Source organism: Streptomyces sp. NPDC026062, assembly GCF_055568375.1.
Genome location: NZ_JBVHOQ010000020.1, coordinates 103,475 through 121,631 on the forward strand (window position 1 = coordinate 103,475; position 18,157 = coordinate 121,631).

General features: G+C 70.0%; 10 protein-coding genes and 1 pseudogene. 7 read left to right on the forward strand and 4 right to left on the reverse strand.

The window, feature by feature from the left end; translation table 11 throughout:
• Window positions 1-183 precede the first annotated feature (183 nt).
• Window positions 184-4,005, forward strand: coding sequence for a S8 family serine peptidase (locus tag ACZ4LX_RS19930; protein ID WP_467646432.1), 3,822 nt, complete (start codon window positions 184-186; stop codon window positions 4,003-4,005).
• A gap of 291 nt (window positions 4,006-4,296) precedes the next feature.
• Here ACZ4LX_RS19930 and ACZ4LX_RS19935 read toward each other — a convergent pair whose 3' ends face one another.
• On the reverse strand, window positions 4,297-5,067 hold the full coding sequence (locus ACZ4LX_RS19935) for an SDR family oxidoreductase (protein WP_467646434.1): 771 nt from the start codon (window positions 5,065-5,067) through the stop codon (window positions 4,297-4,299).
• An 832-nt stretch (window positions 5,068-5,899) separates the two neighbouring features.
• On the opposite strand from ACZ4LX_RS19935, the gene ACZ4LX_RS19940 reads away from it, so the two are divergent.
• Together ACZ4LX_RS19940 and ACZ4LX_RS19945 are read left to right on the forward strand one after the other, a co-directional pair.
• Window positions 5,900-7,216 (forward strand): class I SAM-dependent methyltransferase, encoded by a 1,317-nt coding sequence (locus ACZ4LX_RS19940; protein WP_467646437.1) that lies wholly within the window; start codon window positions 5,900-5,902, stop codon window positions 7,214-7,216.
• A complete protein-coding gene (locus tag ACZ4LX_RS19945) occupies window positions 7,213-8,712 on the forward strand; it encodes a peptide ligase PGM1-related protein (protein WP_467646440.1) in 1,500 nt (499 codons plus the stop codon). The genes ACZ4LX_RS19940 and ACZ4LX_RS19945 overlap by 4 nt, the downstream gene beginning before the upstream one ends.
• Window positions 8,713-9,314: 602 nt before the next feature.
• Here ACZ4LX_RS19945 and ACZ4LX_RS19950 read toward each other — a convergent pair.
• The gene (locus ACZ4LX_RS19950; protein WP_467646443.1) at window positions 9,315-9,935 is read right to left on the reverse strand and encodes an L-threonylcarbamoyladenylate synthase; all 621 of its coding nucleotides are present in this window, start codon (window positions 9,933-9,935) and stop codon (window positions 9,315-9,317) included.
• A 331-nt stretch (window positions 9,936-10,266) separates the two neighbouring features.
• On the opposite strand from ACZ4LX_RS19950, the gene ACZ4LX_RS19955 reads away from it, so the two are divergent.
• Entirely contained in the window at window positions 10,267-10,722 is a 456-nt protein-coding gene (locus ACZ4LX_RS19955) for a MarR family winged helix-turn-helix transcriptional regulator (RefSeq protein ID WP_467646446.1), read from the forward strand.
• 66 nt (window positions 10,723-10,788) lie between these two features.
• On the opposite strand, the gene ACZ4LX_RS19960 is transcribed toward ACZ4LX_RS19955, so the two are convergent.
• The gene (locus ACZ4LX_RS19960) at window positions 10,789-12,777 is read right to left on the reverse strand and encodes an RICIN domain-containing protein (RefSeq protein WP_467646449.1); all 1,989 of its coding nucleotides are present in this window, start codon (window positions 12,775-12,777) and stop codon (window positions 10,789-10,791) included.
• A gap of 365 nt (window positions 12,778-13,142) precedes the next feature.
• On the opposite strand from ACZ4LX_RS19960, the pseudogene ACZ4LX_RS19965 reads away from it, so the two are divergent.
• Window positions 13,143-14,081, forward strand: a pseudogene (locus ACZ4LX_RS19965) (serine/threonine-protein kinase); the annotation flags it as partial.
• 232 nt (window positions 14,082-14,313) lie between these two features.
• Window positions 14,314-15,150 carry an alpha/beta fold hydrolase gene (locus ACZ4LX_RS19970; RefSeq protein ID WP_467646451.1) on the forward strand — a complete coding sequence of 279 codons (837 nt, stop codon included), beginning with the start codon at window positions 14,314-14,316 and terminating at the stop codon, window positions 15,148-15,150.
• 9 nt (window positions 15,151-15,159) lie between these two features.
• Here ACZ4LX_RS19970 and ACZ4LX_RS19975 read toward each other — a convergent pair whose 3' ends face one another.
• A complete protein-coding gene (locus ACZ4LX_RS19975; RefSeq protein ID WP_467646455.1) occupies window positions 15,160-16,950 on the reverse strand; it encodes a flavin-containing monooxygenase in 1,791 nt (596 codons plus the stop codon).
• Window positions 16,951-17,128: 178 nt separating this feature from the next.
• On the opposite strand from ACZ4LX_RS19975, the gene ACZ4LX_RS19980 reads away from it, so the two are divergent.
• Window positions 17,129-18,148 carry an SMP-30/gluconolactonase/LRE family protein gene (locus tag ACZ4LX_RS19980; RefSeq protein ID WP_467646458.1) on the forward strand — a complete coding sequence of 340 codons (1,020 nt, stop codon included), beginning with the start codon at window positions 17,129-17,131 and terminating at the stop codon, window positions 18,146-18,148.
• The last annotated feature ends 9 nt before the right edge of the window (window positions 18,149-18,157 follow it).

Genomic DNA, 18,157 nt, shown 5'->3' on the forward strand with positions numbered 1-18,157 from the left:
GCGACCTGTCCGCCGCCCTTCACAGGTGGCGCATATGCGACACCTCAGAACCCCCGACGGTGGACCTGACGGGCTATAGCCTCCGAAGGCGCGTTGATCATCCGGCCGGAACCCGTTGGTTCCATGCTGTCGTGCCCGGATTCGGCGTGCGGTCTTCCCCCCTCCCCACCCAAGGAGACGTACGTGCACAGTCCCTCTCGCGGCAGACGTGGCAGACGGCTGATCGCCATCGCCACGGTGATCGCTACCGGAGCCCTCATACCCGCGGTCGGTTCCGGCACCGCAGCCGTTGCCCAGCCCGCCGCGCCGCAGGGCGGCTCGCTGCCGGCGGCGGCCAAGCCCGTCCAGGTCACCCTCGTCACCGGCGACCGGGTCTCGGTCACCACGGCGGCCGACGGCCGGCAGTCCGCCACCATCACCCCCGCGCCCGGCAACCCGAAGAACTTCCAGACGGTCACCGACCCCGACGGCGACCTCCACGTCTATCCCGCATCGGCCCTCCCCGGCCTCGGTGCCAAGACCCTGGACCGCAGGCTGTTCAACGTCTCGCAGCTCATCAGGGACGGCCGGGCGGACAGCAAGGGCGACTCCCTGCCCGTCATCGTCTCCTACGACGACAAGCCGTCCCGCACCACTCTGGGCAAGCGCGCCGACCGTCTTCCGGGGAGCGAGAGCGACCTCGTCCTGGACCGCGTGGACATGGCGGCGCTGCACGTCGACAAGAGCGAGGCGGCCTCCTTCTGGAAGGCCGCCGCGCCCCGTACGGCAGAGAACGGCCGTGCGGCGGCCGCCGGTTCCGGGGTCGCCAGGATCTGGTACGACGCACCGGCGAAGGTCTCGCTCGACAAGAGCGTCCCGCAGATCCACGCCCCCGAGGCCTGGGCGGCCGGCTTCGACGGCACCGGCACCAAGATCGCCGTGCTCGACACCGGCATCGATCTGAACCACGCCGACGTCAAGGACCGTGTCCTGGACTCCAAGAGCTTCGTCGGTACCGCCACCGTCCAGGACGGACACGGTCACGGGACCCATGTCGCCTCGACCATCGCCGGCAGCGGCGCCGCGTCCGCGGGCCGCCTCAAGGGCGTCGCCCCCGGGGCGAAGCTCCTCGTCGGCAAGGTCCTGGGCGACAGCGGCTCCGGCGCCAACTCCGGTGTCATCGCCGGTATGGAGTGGGCCGTCGAGCAGGGTGCCGACATCGTCAGCATGAGCCTGGGCGACGACGAGGGCACGGCCGACGACCCCACGTCCCAGGCCCTCGACCGGCTGAGCGCCACCAGCGACTCGCTGTTCGTCGTCGCCGCGGGCAACACCGGGCCCGGTGTCTCCACCGTGGGCAGCCCCGGAGCGGCCGCCTCCGCACTGACCGTCGGTGCCGTCGACCACGCCGACGCGCTCGCCGACTTCTCCAGCCGCGGCCCGGTCGGCGAGAACCACGCCATCAAGCCGGACATCACGGCCCCCGGGGTCGACATCGTCGCGGCCAGGGCGGCCGGCACCGCCATGGGTTCCGTGGTCGACGCCGACTACACCTCGGCGAGCGGTACGTCGATGGCCACGCCGCATGTCGCGGGTGCCGCGGCCATTCTCGTCCAGCGCCACCCCGACTGGCCGGGTGAGCGGATCAAGGCGGAACTCACCTCCCACACCACGCCGTCCGCCGACTACACGGTTCAGGAACAGGGCAACGGCCGCGTGGACGTGGCGGCTTCGCTCAACGCGAAGGTGGACCTGTCGAGCCCGGTCGACTTCGGCATGATCTGGTTCCAGAAGAACCGGCCGTACGACAAGCTGACGCGCACCCTCACGGTGAGCAACCCGACCGACACCGCCACCACGGTGAAGCTGTCCGCGGACACCGCGAGCGGAACCCTGACCGAGGGCGCGCTGACCTTCGACAAGGACGCGGTCACGCTGGCCGCGGGCGGCAGCACGGAGGTCACCGTCACGCTCGATCCCAACCCGCTCGCACCCGCGACGTACTCGGGGCAGATCACGGCCACGACGGACGGCGGAGCCACCGCCACCTCGGCGCTCGGCTTCACCAAGGAGACCGAGAGCTACGGACTGACGGTCGGCCTCAAGGGCCGCGACGGCGCGGCCCCCGACAGCGGTCTGATCGTCGCCATGGGCCTCGACAACGACTACTACGAGTCCTTCCCCGTCGGCCGTCAGGACAGCCTGAAGCTGCGGATGCCCCAGGGCTCCTACGCTCTCTACGGTGCGATCGGCACCGGCGACATGGGGTTCCGCGGCGGCTTCTCCGACGCGTACGACCTCTTCAGCCTCCCCGACGTGACGGTTTCCGACGAGCCCGTCGAGGTCGCCGTGGACGCGACCAAGGCGACGGACTTCCGGCTCGACGTACCCGGTGACAAGCGTCCGCGTGTGAACTCCGCATACGCGTACACGCTCCGGCGGACCGCCGCCGACGGCCGCGGCGCGGGCATCGCCCTCGAAGGCGACGCGTTCGTGACCACCGGCCACCTGGGGGCGATCCCGGCCGGCAAGCCCTCGTCCGGCAAGCTGGTGACCTCCTTCTACCACCGGGAGCGGGCTCCGCTGATGACGGCGGAGGTCACCGGGCGCGGAGGCTTCACACTCACGCCCCGCACCTACGAGGAGTTCACGCGCTTCGACGGCGACCGGACCCTGAGCCTCGTGGACGTGGGCGGCGGCAGTCCCGAGGAGATCGCCGCAGCGGACGTCAAGGGCAAGATCGCGCTCGTCCACGACGACGCCCACGTCATCGTCCAGGCGGCGGAACTCCTGGAGGCCGCGGGCGCCGCGGCGATCCTTCGGGCGCCTGTCACCGACCGTCCCGTGTACGCCGTGCTCGGCTCGGGCCTGACCATTCCCCTCGCGGTGCTCGACCACAAGGACGGCACCAGGCTGTCCGCCCGGCTCGCGGCGGCGGGCAAGTCTCCCGTCCGGGTAACGCTCCACGGCGACAAGGAGTCCACGTTCGCCTACGGCGGCCAGTGGGACTTCGAGAACACCATCCCGGCCGACCTGACGGTCAAGGCCCGGCGCGGTGACTTCACCAAGGTCACGAACCGCTTCCACGGTTACGGCAAGGAGCAGGCCAGCTACTACCAGCAGCAGATCTGGAGCGGCGCGACCTCCCGGCTCGTCGTCCGGGTGCCGGAGCCCCTCCTGCGTGGCCACGAGCGGGACGACTACGTCTATGCGAAGGCCGGTCAGGTGTACCGCCAGGCAGCGGGAACCGACCGGTTCGGCTCCGAGATGTTCGGCCGGACCGAGAGCTACCGCCCCGGCCGGTCCGTGACCGAGGAGTGGTTCGCTCCCGCACTGCACCCTGCTCCCCTGGGGAGCAGGTTCTCCTGCAACTTCTGCAGCACCGATGTCGGGATCGCACCGTACCCCGGGGCGGCGGGCGACTCGGACGCGGCGCACTACACCGAGGACGGGTTCTCGGCCCAGGATTTGGCCTTCTACCGCGACGGGGTCGAGGTTCCGGTCAGCAGCCCCTGGATCATCAAGGACAAGGCCCTCTACCGGCTGGACCTGGACACGACCTACGAGGCGGCCAACGGCTTCGCCGACTCGACGAGCCGCACCGAGTACTCCTTCCCCGCGGACGCGCCCGAGGGCGTGAACGAGAAGGCGTGCGCGGACTTCGCCGACATGGTCACATCCTGTGAGCCGATTGCGCTCATCCTCCCGCACTACGGCATGAAGACCGACCTGCTGAACCGGGTGAAGGCGGGCGAGAAGTACACGTTCACCCTCGACGGCCACCGTGCCAGCGGCTGGACCGGTTCGAAGAAGCTGGCCGGCGCGAAGGTGTCGCTCAGCTACGACGGCGGAAAGACCTGGAAGGCGGCCGACGTACGGCGGCTGGACGGTGACTCCTTCCGGGTCACGGCGAAGCAGCCGAAGCTCGCGAAGACCAACGGTCACGCGTCCGTCAGGGCCGAACTGTGGGATGCGGCGGGCAGCCGCACGGTCGAGACCATCGACTGGGCCTACGGGCTGAAGTAGCCGGGGCGCCCGGAGACCGCGGCATCGGCCGCCTCCGTGATCCCAGGGACTGATTGACCGGTGCCACATCTCCGGCACCCGGCCGCCTCGCGGACGCTGTCGGTCCATTCGGGGCCCGTACGACGTCGGCCTTCGAGACCTGGTTGTGGTCTTGAAGGCCGACGTTGTCGTGCGGAGGTAGAAGCGGGTGCGGGTGCGGGTGCGGATGGTGATGCCGGGCCGGCGAGGCCGCGTTCTTCCCGGGAATCCGAGGGGCGCCATTCCCTTCCGCGCCCCGGAATTCCGTACGTGTCAGCTCCTGGGGAATTCTCCGCCGTCCACCGTGAGAATGTTCCCGGTCACCCAGCTCGCCCGGTCGGAGACGAGAAAGAGTACGGCGTCCGCGATGTCGTCGGGCCTGCCGATCCGCCCCAGCGGCACACCGCTGTTGTCCGCGCCCGGCCCCGGGAGCATGCGGGCCCACTCCTCCCGCGTCGCCTCACCGCCGGGCGTCTCGGTCCTTCCGGGGCTGACGACGTTGACCCGGATGCCGGACGGTGCCAGCTCCTGGGCCAGCCCCCGGCTGTAGTTCTCCAGCGCGGCCTTCGCCGCCGTGTAGTGCAGGAACGGCGGGGGCGTGAACGGGGTCGCGGCCGACGACACGTGCACGATCGCTCCCGAACCCTGTTCCCGCATCCCCGGTGCCAGCAGGGCGTCCAGCCGTACGGAGGCCAGGTAGTTCAGGTCCAGCTGGTTCTGCCATTCCTCGTCCGGGATGTCCGCGGTCTGTGGGAACGGCCCCGCTCCACCCGCGTTGTTGACCAGGATGTCCACTCCGCCGAGCATCTTCCGCGCGGCTGCGGCGATGGTCTCGGCCCCGGCCCGTGTCCGCACGTCGGCTCCGACGAAGGCGACGCCGTCCGGCAGCGTGCCCGTCGCCGACCGCGCGGTGGTGAGCACCTCGGCTCCCGCGTCGCGGAGTTGGCGCACGATGGCCGCTCCGATTCCACGCGAGCCGCCTGTGACCAGGGCCCGCCTTCCGATGAGCTCGCGTGTTGCGGATCCGAATTCCGTCGTGCTCATTTGCCGCTGGTCCTCTCGATGATGTCGTACGCGTCTCCGCGTGGTTTTGACGGTACGACCGGGAGAGAATCCGAGGCAAAGACGAAATCACAGCAGACGCCATAGGGAATTCCTATGCGCTCACGAGCTCATCACAGGATCTCCGTCCGAACACGATCTGGTCCGCGACGGACACGGCACCCCGCTCAAGGTCCTCACCACCGCGGGCGACGTCAACGACATCACCCGGACGCTCGGCCTCATCGACGGCATTCCGCCCGTGGCACGTAGACCGGGCCGGCCCCCCCACGATCGTGTGGCGAGCTCGTAGGGCGGCCTTGGGGAAATCGATCTCGCCATCCCTGGCAACATCCGGCCATTCTCGCGACGACGTCCCTCGTTACGTGGCCGGGCGGGGAACCGCTCCCGGGGAAAACCGACAGGGCCGGCGCCCGTCGTCGGTCCCGTTTCCGCACGTCGGGTCGGCGCATCACCCGACATCCCGGAGAGGAAACCGCGGGCGGTCCGCGGCGCGGGGCGCGCGGCCGGGAAACGCGGTCTTGCTCCGACCGGGCGACTCGCTCAGGCTGGAGCGTCGCATTTCGGGACGGAACACGGCGATGGCCGGATACTCCGATCTCGCTTCCCCGGCACGGGCCGCTGCGGCTCGGAGCCGGGCCACCGTGGAAGGGCAGTTGTGGATTCCTCGCACCCCGCATGGTTCATCGATTCACCAGCACGCCTCGTGTCCGTCGTGGCAAAGACTGTGCAGGAGTGCCAGAACGGCTTACCCGAAAGGGAAGTCCACTTGACGAGCGGCCTCACGTGGCCTGTTCTCCGGGACAGTCTGCACATGTACGCCAAGCTGACCGACGCCATCGTGGACACCTGGCACGAGGGGCTGGAACTGCGAGTCCCCCGCGTCTCCTTGCGGGTCCAGAAGCGGGAGTCGTCCATCGCGGTCAGGGGCCGTCGGGCCGCGTTGCTGCCGCCCAGCCTCGGGCTCCCGCTGCCGGTGCCGGAGAAGGCCGCGGAGGTCTGGCGGACCGCGACAGCCCTGACCGGTCTGATGACGGCCGGCATGCCCGTCCCGGGGCCCGCCCTGGAGACCCTCCTGGCGGCCCTGGAACACGAGAGCTGGCTGATCGCGACCCTCGCCTGCGACCTGCTGAACCGCGCCGGGGTGCCCGGGGTACCGGAGTTCGTGCGCGCGCACGGCCTGCGCCCCGCAGTCCCGGGCAGCGGGAGCACGGGCGGCAACGGGACGTTCACCGAGGTATGGGAGGCGCGCATCAGCGTCGACGAGTACGCGCTCTTCGAAGCCACCCACCCGGGGTATGCGGTGCAGATGGTGGAGTTGGGACACATGATCCTCACCCATGCCCCTTCCCTGCCGGACGCGGTGCTGGATGTGGGCAGCGGACCAGGACTCCCGACGGTGATGCTCGCCGAAATGTTTCCGGACGCGCACATCGACGCGGTGGAGCCGAGCCCGGCGGCCTTTCCCCATCTGCTGAGAAATACGACCGGCCATTCGGTCACCGCCCACCGGACCGGAATTACCGACTTCAGTGGCCGATGCGACTATCCGGTGACCGTCTCCGTGGGCGCATCCCACCATATGGATACGCGGATGTTCCTGCGCGGTCTGAAGGACCACACCGCGCCCGGGGGTCTCATCATCGTGGCGGACGAGATGATCGCTCCCTTCTCCTCGGACGCCGATCGGGTGCAAGCGGTCATCGATCATCATTTTGCCTACATCGACGAAGCCCTCGCCCACGTGCCGGTGGCGGATCTGCCCCCGGCGGAGCAGCGCCGGCTTCTGGCCCTGCTCGATGAGGGCCGCCGGACGCCCGCGCTCCTTCCCGCCCTGCTGGAAGAGACCCGCCGGGACCGGGAGTTCCCCACAGCGGAGAACGGCAGCCCCTGGCAGCGGGTGCGCTTCTGCGTCCTGGAGCTGGAGGCGCTCGTGGCGGGGGTGGACTACGACGTCGAGCGCAAGACCTGGGTGGAGAACTTCCTCACGCTGGCGCGTGACGAGGGGCTGGAGCCCGTCGGGCACCGCCGCGTCCACTCCACCGTGGGCGGCCGTGACCTTGATGCCGGTACCCATGTTGTTGCCTTACGTAATCCCATCCCGGCACCCGAAACCTCGAGGACGCTGTGACCGAACCAGACCGCCGCCCCATGGCCCGTATCCACATCGAGAGCCGGGAATGCTCCCCCGAACTGCTGGAGCGGCTCACTGGCGCCACGTACTTCCCCGAGCGGCTGCTGGGCCCCGCCCTCGTCGGCACGGTCGGCCGCGCGGGAGGCCATCTGCTGTACGTGACTGCCCCGAGCATGATCGACGTGACGGAACAGGTGGACTACTACCTCGGACTCCTGGGGGGCGGAGTGCGGGCAACCGGTGCGGAGAGCATGCGGCGGATGCGCGGGCTCGTCACCATCACGCCTATCGACGACGACTCCACCCGGTGGCTCAGCACCAAGGTCCTCGACCCCGTGAACCCCCGGGCCGCCGAAGTACGGGACAAGCTGAGGGACTTCACTGAGCTGCACCGGGGGGCCGGGGCCGATGTGCGGCTCAGCTACTTCGAACCGTCCGAGCCGCTGGAGAACCTGGCACGCGATCTGGGGATTCCCGGCAACCAGCCCTCGGCCGCCCACATCCCCCTGGGCACCAAGCACTCCAGCCGGGAGATCTTCGCCGCCGCAGGTGTCCCGGTGCCGAGGGGCACCGGGGTCTGCTACGACCTCCACGCGTTCGCCGAGGCGATCGCCGGGCTCGCCGCGGACGGGGTGCGGGAGCTGGTGCTCAAGCTCGACTCCTCGGCGTTCGGCGGCGGGCTCGGCAACGCCCGGCTCACGCTGGATCCGCACATCGCCGCACCGGGCGGCGAGGGCATCGCGGAGCGCGTCGTGCGGGCGTTGCCGGGGGCGGCGCTCATGGACCCCAAGCTCACCTGGCACGAGTACGTGACCTTGATGAAAGAGAGCGGGGTGATCGCGGAGGAGATGATCGCCGGGCGGCCTTTGCTCAGCCCGAGCTTCCAGGGGCGCCTCACCGAACGTGGCACGGTCCAGGCGGTCTCCACCCACGACCAGGTACTCGCCGGGAACGCCCAGAGCTACCAAGGATGCGCCTTCCCCGCCGACACCGAGTACCGGAGCCAACTCGTTTCCTACGGGCTGCGCGTGGGCGAGGTGCTGCGCGAACGCGGTGTGGGAAAGGGGAGCTTCGGAGTCGACTTCCTGGCCACCCGGGCCGGGGCCGGCTGGCACCTGCTGGGGTGCGAAATCAACCTCCGGGAGACCGCCACCAAGCACCCCTTCACCATGGCGGAGGGCCTGCTCGGCACCGGACCGACGGAGGACGGACGCTTCGTGGTGGACGGTACGGAGTACGTCTACGAGGCATCGGACGTGCTCATGGACCACCGCTACAAGGGGCTGCGGCCGTCCCAGCTCGTTGCGGCGGTGACCGGTTCACCGATCGGCTACGACCCCGTCCGTAGAACCGGTGTGGTGCTGCACATGATGAGCGCGGTCACCGAGTACGGGAAGTTCGGCGCCCTGTGCATCGCCCGCGACCGCGCGGAGGCGTCGTCCCTGATGAGGGAACTCCGCGATCTTGTCGCCCAGTTGGCCCCTCCGGGCTGAGCCGGGTGGGCGAGGGCCTTCGCCGCGGAGGAGACGCGGGTCAACGCGTGCGACCGGGTGCCAGACCTTGGCCGGCAGACAGATGAGCTTCCCCTCGCGCGCGGGAACTCCGTCGGTGACCGGAGAGGTCTCGGTCCGGCCTCTGTGAGGAGCCACCGTGACCGGCGTGAATCCGATGAACCTCAGTCGCGGCCGCCACCGACTGACCGCACCGCGCCGGGTGGGGCAAGTCCTCGCCGGATCTGCGGAATTCGGTGTCCCACCCGGCAGGTTCTGCGGGGTGGGACACCGGCGAATGGCTCGGCCGTCCTGTCGGCCGGGCCATTTCGCGGCTCCTGGGGGCTGTCCGCCGGGAAGTGCGGGACTGCGCCTGGGGGCGGTCTTCTCCCCGAAGGCGCCCACCCGGCTCCCGCGTCGCCTTCGGTCACGGCACCCGGCTCCCGCGTCGCCTTCGGTCACGGCACCCGGCTCCCGCGTCGCCTTCGGTCACGGCAACGGACCGAGGAGCGCGTCAGGCCGTCCGGCTCACTCCGTACGCGGTGCGGTCATTCCGGGGCGGCCGGACCGGAGAGCCGGGACCGGACCCGGCCCGCGTGCGCGGCCTACTCGAAGCGGGAGGGGTCGCCGGCTCCGCGTCGTACGATCTCCGGCTCACCGTCGGAGAAGTCGATGACGGTGGTGGGCTCCGTGCCGCAGTCGCCGGAGTCGACGACGATGTCCACCTCGTGGTCGAGACGTTCCTTGATCTCCCAGCCCTGGGTCATCGGCTCCTCCTCGTCGGGCAGGAGCAGAGTGCTGGAGAGCAGCGGTTCGCCGAGTTCGGCAAGCAGGGCCTGGACGACGGCGTGGTCGGGGATGCGGACGCCGACGGTCTTCTTCTTCGGGTGCAGCAGCTGACGCGGCACCTCCTTCGTCGCCGGAAGGATGAAGGTGTACTGACCGGGGGTCGCGGCCTTGATGGCGCGGAACACGTCGTTGTCGATCTGCACGAACTGCCCGAGCTGGGCGAAGTTCTGGCACATGAGCGTGAAGTGATGGCGGTCGTCGAGGTTGCGGATCGCACGGATGCGGGAAATGCCCTCACGGCTGCCGAGCTGGCACCCGAGTGCGTAACAGGAGTCCGTCGGATAGGCGACGAGTGACCCGGAGCGGATACTTTCGGCCACGCCGGTGATGGTGCGTCGCTGGGGATTTTCGGGATGTACGTCGAAATACTTCGCCATCCGGCGAGTCTACGGCCGGAGCGGCAAGCGGTACGAAGCGAAGCGGGTTGTCCTGCCTCCGGGTGGGACAGGACAACCTTTTCGGGTGGTGAGGCGCCGCTCAAACCTTTTCGGCCATCTCGGACCCGGGCGTCACCGGGCGCGAGCTGCCGGCCCGGCCCGGTTCGCAGACGTTCCGGAAGTCTTGCCGAGGGCCGCAGACGTAGTGTGCATGATGCATGTGGAGTGCCAAATGCATATCACGTGCATCATGCACAGCTGTGGTATATATGTACAAAAGAGGTCGCCGGCCCTGCGGGGAGGCGAGCCCGGCAGTCGAAGGAAGCCTCGCGTGGACATGCCTGTGGACCGGATCGAGTTCGAGACGATGCTGCTTGGTCGGCACATGAGCCTGCTGACCTCGCGAGGTGGCGGGCGGCTGGACCGGAGCGCCTACATCCTTCTCAGTCGCATCCGGGCCGAGGGCCCGATGTCCATCGGCCAGCTCCGGGACGCCTTCGGGCTGGACACCTCCACACTGAACCGGCAGACCGCCGCGATGCTCCGGGTCGGCGTCGTCGAGCGTATCGCCGACCCCGACGGCGGCATCGCCCGGAAGTTCGCGATCACGGCCGAGGGCGAGCACCGGCTCGACAAGGACCGGGCCGAGAACCGGGACGGCCTGCAGCGTGTACTGGCCGAGTGGACCCCCGAGGAGGCCGCGCAGCTCGCGGACTGCCTGGCCCGCCTCAACCGCGACATCGAACGCCTCGACGGGCGGCCCTGGCCGCGGGACGGGGCGCGGTGACAGCCGCGCGAACAGGGCCCGGTGCCGCCTTTGGCGCCCGGCCCTGCCACGTCCGCCGTCGTCGGATCAGGACAGCTTGGTGAAGGTCCAGGTCTGGACCGCGGTGGGGGAGGCCGCCTGCTGGGTGAGCGGCGCTCCGTCGGCGGTGCCGCCTGCGGTGAGCAGCAGCCCGCTGGACCTGCTCGTCAGGGTGTAGCCGCCGGTGGTGGGAGTGGCGGTCCAGCGCTGGTTCGCGTCACCGCTGCACGCCCACTGGTCGATAGCCGCCCCTGCCGTCTTCGCGTTCTTGTAGACCTCGGCGCACAGGCCGCTCTCCACGTTCTTCAGGGTGTACGTCCCGTCGGTGTTGGACGTCACATCCCACTTCTGGTTGTCGCCGCCGTTCCAGAGCCAGCCGACCAGCTGCGTGCCCTGGGCCGTGGAGTGTGCCGGTACGTCGATCGCCTGGGCTCCGGCGGAGATCCGGTTGATTCCGGCCGACGGCCCCGTCGGCACGGTGCAGGTGGTGGACGACTGGTGGGCGCCTCGGTCGGGTACGCAGCCCGCCGCGACCGGGCCGCCGAAGTAGTCACGTACGCCCGCGTTCCCCACGACCGCGCCATTGGCGAGGGCGGAGGAGCCCGCCCGCAGCCGGTAGCCGCCCGCGTCCGTGCGTGAGGTGGCCGTGCCGGGGGCCGTCAGCTTCGGGTCGGCCGTCACCTTGTGGGCATCGGCCGGTTCGCCGGCCGGGTGGGTCCCGTAGAAGACGTTCGCGTCGTAACCGAGCCCCGCGGCGTTCACGTAGCTCGCCTCGGCCGTGGCCACGTGGAAGACGTTGTTGGTGAACGTGGCGTTCGCCGCTGTCGAACCGTTCGAGTTGCTGATGATCTCGACCGGCTCGGCCAGGTAGAAGGTGTTGTTGTAGATCTGCGTGTTGGTCGTCCTGGCGCAGACCATGTCGAAGAGCTGGCCGCCGTCGTTCTGGCTGATGTTGTACCGGACGATGTTGTCGGCGGTCGTCGACCCGGAGCCGTTGCACAGGAGGATGAAGCCACCCTCGTTGTCGTGGCTGTAGTTGTACTGGTAGACGGTGCGGATATTGGCCTCGTCGAGGTCCAGCCCCTGTCCGTCGCAGGTGCTCCTGCCGCCGCTCACCTCGTTGAACTGGTACAGCGCGTCCTGGGTGTTCCACCCCCAGAGACCGGCCGCGCAGTGCGCGGGCTCGCGCTCACGGAAGCCGTCCACCTTGTTGTACTCGACGAGCGCGCCCTCGGTGTGATGAGGGACGATCGCGTCCCCGCCGATGTCGGTGACCGTGTTCCCGCGAATGACGACACGCGTCTGGGGCGTCCATGCCCCGCAGGTCGCACCGCAGTTGGCGTTGTTGAGCTCGGGGCGCCGCATCCACCGGGTCCAGAAGTGGATGCCGTAACGGTCCACGGTCCGCACCGTGTTGTCCGCGATGACGACGTCGTCGAACTTCGTGGGTGTGGTGTTCCCCAGCACCTCGAAGAAGATCCCGGCGCTGGCGTCGTCGTCCTTCTTGGTCTGGTTCCCGTTGACGTCGTGGACGTCGAGACCGGTGAGCCGGTAGTAGGTGCCGGTGCCCGAGTCGGTCCTGGTGATGTGGACGCCGCGCCGGGTCGCCGAGGCCGCCCCCGTGTTGGAGATGTCCAGGTTGCGGATCTCCCAGTACTGCTGGTCCGCGAGCCGGACCACGTCGGTGACCTGTCCGGCGCCGGCCAGTACCGGCTTGGCGCCGGTGCCGTACGTGTCGACGGCGACCGGCGCTCCGGACGCCCCCGACCCCTTGGGGAACAGTGTCTGGCCGGTGCACGTGGAGCCGCGCCTGAGAAGGATCGAGTCGCCCGCCCGGAACGTGTGGGCGTTCACCGGAGTCAGTGAGTTCCAGGGGGTGGCCTGGGTTCCGTCGCCCGCGGCGGTGGCGCCGCAGTCGACGTAGAAGGACTGCGAGGCCGGCGTGACGGCCTGAACCGCCGTGGTGGGGGCCGCCGTCAGGAGAGATGCCAGCGGCAGCGACAGCGCCGCGAGGAGCAGGGTTCGTCTTCCGGGCATGGAACGACTCCATTTTCTGAAAACGGACAGCAGACGTCTGATGCCCGCCCACATTAGAGAGGTGCGCCACCAGTGGTCAAGACCTGTTCATGTCAAACGAAGGGGCAAGTGGCGGACAGTTGGGGCGCATTGATGGTGCAACAGTTCTGCGGTCATTTGTCCCAGGACGGTCGTGATCATAGGATCGGGGCGGTCTTCAGGGAGGCGAGGTGACCGGGCATGACGTGCCCACGAGCGGTATGCGGATGCGAAATTCCGGTGCGCGCCCCGCTGGTGCCGCCGGCCCCCGCCGATGGCGGAAGTCCGGGAGGGGCGAGGCGGGGGAGAGTGCCGGACCGCCGCCGTCCGGATGGGCGGAGAGCGTGATGGAAGTGCTGCGCCCCTCCGACCCCGCCCGGATCGGCGGGCACCGGCTGCTCGGGCGGCTCGGCACGGGCGGCATGGGGATCGTCTACCTCGGCCGTACGGACGCAGGGGCCCTTGCCGCGATCAAGGTGATCCTGCCCGAGTACGCCACCGACGACAGTTTCCGCTCCCGCTTCCGGCGCGAGGCCGAAGCCGCCCGGCGGGTGGACAGTCCCTGGGTCGTGCCGGTCACCGACGCGGACACGGAAGGCGAACATCCCTGGCTGGCCACCGCGTTCGTGCCCGGGCCCGCACTGTCCGAGGCTGTCGCCCGGTGCGGACCGCTGCCCGTGCACAGCGTCCGGGTGCTCGGCCGGCTGCTCTCCCGCGCCCTGACCGCCGTACACGCGGCCGGACTTGTGCACCGCGATGTCAAACCGGGCAACGTCCTGCTCACGGCCGACGGGCCACGCCTGATCGACTTCGGCGTCGCGCGGACCGCCGGGGCCGCGGCGCTCGCCGCTACCGACCTCGTGGTCGGCACCCCCGGCTTCCTCTCGCCGGAGCAGGCCACCGGGGGAAGCTGTGCGGCCGGTCCGGCGAGCGACGTCTTCTCCCTCGGCTGCCTCCTGGCGTACGCCGCCACCGGGCGCCCGCCGTTCGGCCGCGGGGCCGTCGACGCGCTGCTCCACCGGACCGTCCATGACGCACCCGACCTGGACGATGTGGAGGATCTCGAACTCCGTTTTCTGCTGGACGACTTGCTCGCGAAGGAGCCCGGGGCGCGCCCGGCCGCGGCCGATCTCGACGCCCGGTTCGCCGAGGACGCGCCGAACGGATCCACCGGCTGGCTGCCCGCCGATGTGGCGGCGCTGACCGCCGACCGCTCCGCCGCCATGCTCGATCTGCCCGACATCGAACCGACCGTGGCCGACACCCCGAGGTCCGCACCGGGACCGCTCCCGCACGGCTCGAACGGTCCGGCCGGCAGATCGCCCACCAGGTCGGACACCTGACCGGCACGACGGCAGGTGTGCCCGCCGCTGACGCCACCAGCACGACGGGCACGGACAGGGGGGAGGCGGGCCCGCTTCCCCCTGTCCGTGCCCGTCGGCGCCGGCCGCGGCTTCCCGCCCGCCGCTGGGTACGGTGAGGGGCGAGCATGTGACTGATGCCTGACAGGGGGACCTCATGGCCGAGTTGGAGCTCTCCGCAGGAGTCGTGGAGTACGAGGACACCGGCGGGAAAGGTCCTGTCGTGGTGCTGCTCCACGGTGTGGCGATGGACGGCTCGCTGTGGCGGAACGTCGTCGCGGACCTGCGGGAGGGGCACCGGTGCATCGTGCCGACGCTTCCGCTCGGCGGCCACCGGCGGCCCATGCGGCGCGACGCCGACCTGTCGGTCCTCGGCGTCGCCCGGCTGGTCGCGGAATTCATCGAAGCGCTCGGCCTCACCGACGTCACTCTGGTCATGAACGACTGGGGCGGCGCCCTGGCCCTGGTCGCGGACGGCCGGGACCAGCGGATCGGCAGGCTGGTCATCACTTCCTGCGAGGCCTTCGACAACTTTCCGCCCGGCCTGCCCGGCAAGAACCTGTACGCCTCCGCCAGGATGCCCGGCGGCCTGAACGCGGCTTTCGCGCTACTGAAGTTCAAGCCGATGCGGCGGCTGCCGATGACCTGGGGACGGATGAGCAAGCGGCCGGTGCCGGATGCGGTGATGGACGCCTGGTTCCGGCCGCTGTGGACCTCGGCCGAGATCCGCCGTGACCTGCGGAAGTATGTGCTGGGCGTACCGCCGAAGGCCGAGCTCCTGCGCTGGGCGGAGGCCCTGCGCGCCTTCGACCGGCCCGCGCTCGTCGTCTGGGCCCCGGAGGACCGGGTGATGCCGCCCGAGCACGGGCACCGGCTGGCCGGCATGCTGCCCCGGGGCGAGCTGGTGGGGATCGCCGACAGCTACACCCTGATCCCGGAGGACCGGCCGGAGGAACTGGCCCGGCATGTGAGGGAGTTCCTCCGGAACGGGTGAGGCAACGCCCTACTGGGTGAGTACCTCGTCCAGGGACTCCTCCCGCCAGCGGCGCAGCAGTTCATGGAAGGCGGTGGCGCCGTGCGGAAAGGCGTTCGGGCCATTGGGGCGGCCACGGCCCTCGCGGTTGTAGTAGCCGGGAGTGCACTCGGCGTGGAACCACTCGTGATCCGGTGCACCCTGCGCCATGGTGGCGAGCCAGGCGTCCTCGGCCTCCCGTGAGGGTTCGACGAGTGCGCCCCCGGCCTCGGCCGCCGCGACCAGAGCGGCGGCGTGCACGGCCTGCTCGTCGAGGATGTGCGTGTAGTTGACGCTGCTCGCGTTCTGTAGCGAACCCATCTGGATCAGGTTCGGGAAGCCGTTGCAGGTGAAGCCGTGGAGTGAGCGGACGCCGTGCCGCGCCCAGGCGTGCAGCAGCTGGGTGCCTCCCCTGCCGTGCACGGGGAGCTTGCCCGACATGACACCGGAGGTTCCGACGGAGAACCCGGTGGCGAAGATCAGGCAGTCGAGTGCGTACGCCGTGCCGCCCACCACGACGCCGTCCTCGGTGACGCGCTCGATGCCGTGGGTGTCCGCGGTGTCGACCAGGGTGACGTTGTCCCGGTTGAACGCCGGGTAGTACAGGTCGGAGAAGGTGGGCCGCTTGCAGGCGTACCGGTACCAGGGCTTGAGCGCGTCGGCCGTCGCCGGGTCCGTGACCGTCCGCTCGACGCGGTTCCGTACCTCGTTCATCTTGGCGGCGTCGGCGGCCTCGTACGCGGCTTCGAACGCCTCCCGGTCGCCCGGGCGGTGGAAACTCGGCAGCAGCTTCTCCAGCAGGCCCGCCGATGAGGTCCAGCCGTCCGCCACAAGGTCCTCGCCGCACGCCTCGCCCGAGACGATGCGCAGGAAGTTCTCGCGCCGGGCGTCCGCCCACCCCTCGCGGTCCGCGCCGACATCGGCGGCCGTGGTACGGCGGTTGGCGCGCACGTCGACCGTGGAGGGGGTGCGCTGGAAGACATAGACGTGCCCGGCGTCCTCGGCCAGCATCGGAATGACCTGTACGCCGGTGGCGCCGGTGCCGACGATCCCCACGCGCTTGCCGGCGAGCCCGGTCAGGCCGCCTTCCGGGGACCCGCCGGTGTAGGAGTAGTCCCACCGGGAGGTGTGGAAGGTGTGCCCCGTGAAGTCCTCGATGCCGGGTATCCCCGGCAGCTTCGGATCGGACAGGGTGCCGGTGGCGGTGACGACGTACGTCGCCCGGAACGCGTCGCCGCGGTCGGTCGTCACCACCCAGGTGCGGGAACTCTCCTCCCAGCCGAGCGCCGTGACGGTGGTCGAGAACAGGGCGTCCGCGTAGAGGTCGTACTTCTGCGCGATCCGTACCGCGTGACGCCGGATCTCCTCTCCCGGGGAGTACTTCCACTGCGGTACGTACCCGGTCTCGTCGAGCATCGGCAGGTAGACGTGGGACTCGATGTCGCAGTGGACGCCGGGGTATCTGTTCCAGTACCAGGTGCCGCCGAAGTCACTGCCCGTGTCGATGACACGGACGTGCTCCACGCCGCGCTGCCGCAGCCGTGCCCCGGCGAGGATGCCGCCGAACCCGCCCCCGACGACGGCGACATCGACGGTGTCGCGCAGCGGCTCGCGTTCGGCCCGCACCTCCGCGTACGGGTCGGCGGCGTAGTAGCCGAACTCGGCTTCGGTACCCCGGTACTGGCCGGGGCCGTCCGGCCGCACGCGCCGTTCACGCTCGCGGTGGTACCGCCGGCGCAACGCGGAGAGTTCGCCGGGGCTCGGTGTCTGAGGCGGTGTCATGTGGGGGGCCTCGATCCTCATCGTCGGTCGTACAGCTTTCCGTTGGGGCAGGGCCTTCCGCTCTTCGGCGTAACTGCCTTGGAACAGGGCGGCCTTGTGCACCGTAGCAACAACCGGACAGACTTGTCCGGTTGGAGTGCCGAGGCACGTCGATCTTCGGACAGGAAGAGGAACCCCCATGCGACGACTCCGGAACCGCCCGCTGGCCCTGCTCGCCACGCTCGGCGCGCTGGCCCTGGCGGGGTGCGGCACCGAGAGGTACACCCCGGGTGAGACGGCGGACCCCGCCGGTTCGGGCCGGACTGTCACCGCGCGTGCGTTCATGCGGTTGACCACGGCGCACGAGGAGACCGGGATGACTCTGCTGGAGGGCCCGGTCTTCGGCGCGGACGGCAAGCTGAACGTCGTCGATGTCACCGCGCCCGCCGGGAAGCCGAAGGTGCTGCGCGTCGATGTCCGGAACAAGACGGTGCGCAAGCTCTTCACCGACAGCCGGGGTGCCTACACCTCCGCCCAGATCAGCCCGTACGACGGACGGCTCTACCTGTCCGACATCTCACACGGAGAGATCGTCTCGCTGGCCCCGGACGGCGGTGACCGCCGCACCTTCTTCACCGGCGAGGTCGACGGCGCGCGGATGCAGCCCGACGACATCGCCTTCGGCCCGGACGGCGATCTGTACGTCAGCGACGCCCTCGGCATGTCCGAGGGCGAGGCGCGCGGACGCGTGGTGCGCATCGGCCGGGACGGCGGCGAGACCGCTGTTCTGGCCGACGGGCTCGCCGCGACGAACGGCATCTCCTTCGACGTGGACTACCGGGGCCTGTGGATCAGCGAGCTGATGGAGAACCGGATCTCCTATCTCCCCGTCGAGCAGCGACCCGGCATGGCGGGCCGGCACACGGCCGTCCGCGTCGACGCCGGGGTCGCGCAGACCGACTCGATCGCCGTGGACGCGGACGGCAACCTGTACCAGGCGCTGCACGGCCGGGCCGCGATGGCCGTGTACAGCAAGTACGGCGAACGCCTTGCGACCGTGGAGGTCCCGGCCCGCACCGAAGGGCTGTCGTCGGCGACCAATGTGGCGATCACACCCGGCGGGACCAAGGCGTACATGACCGTCAGCGGACCGGCCGGCGGCTACCTGTACACCTTCGAAGCGCTCGCCAGGGGCATCCGGCAGTCCAACGGCGGCTGACCGCACATC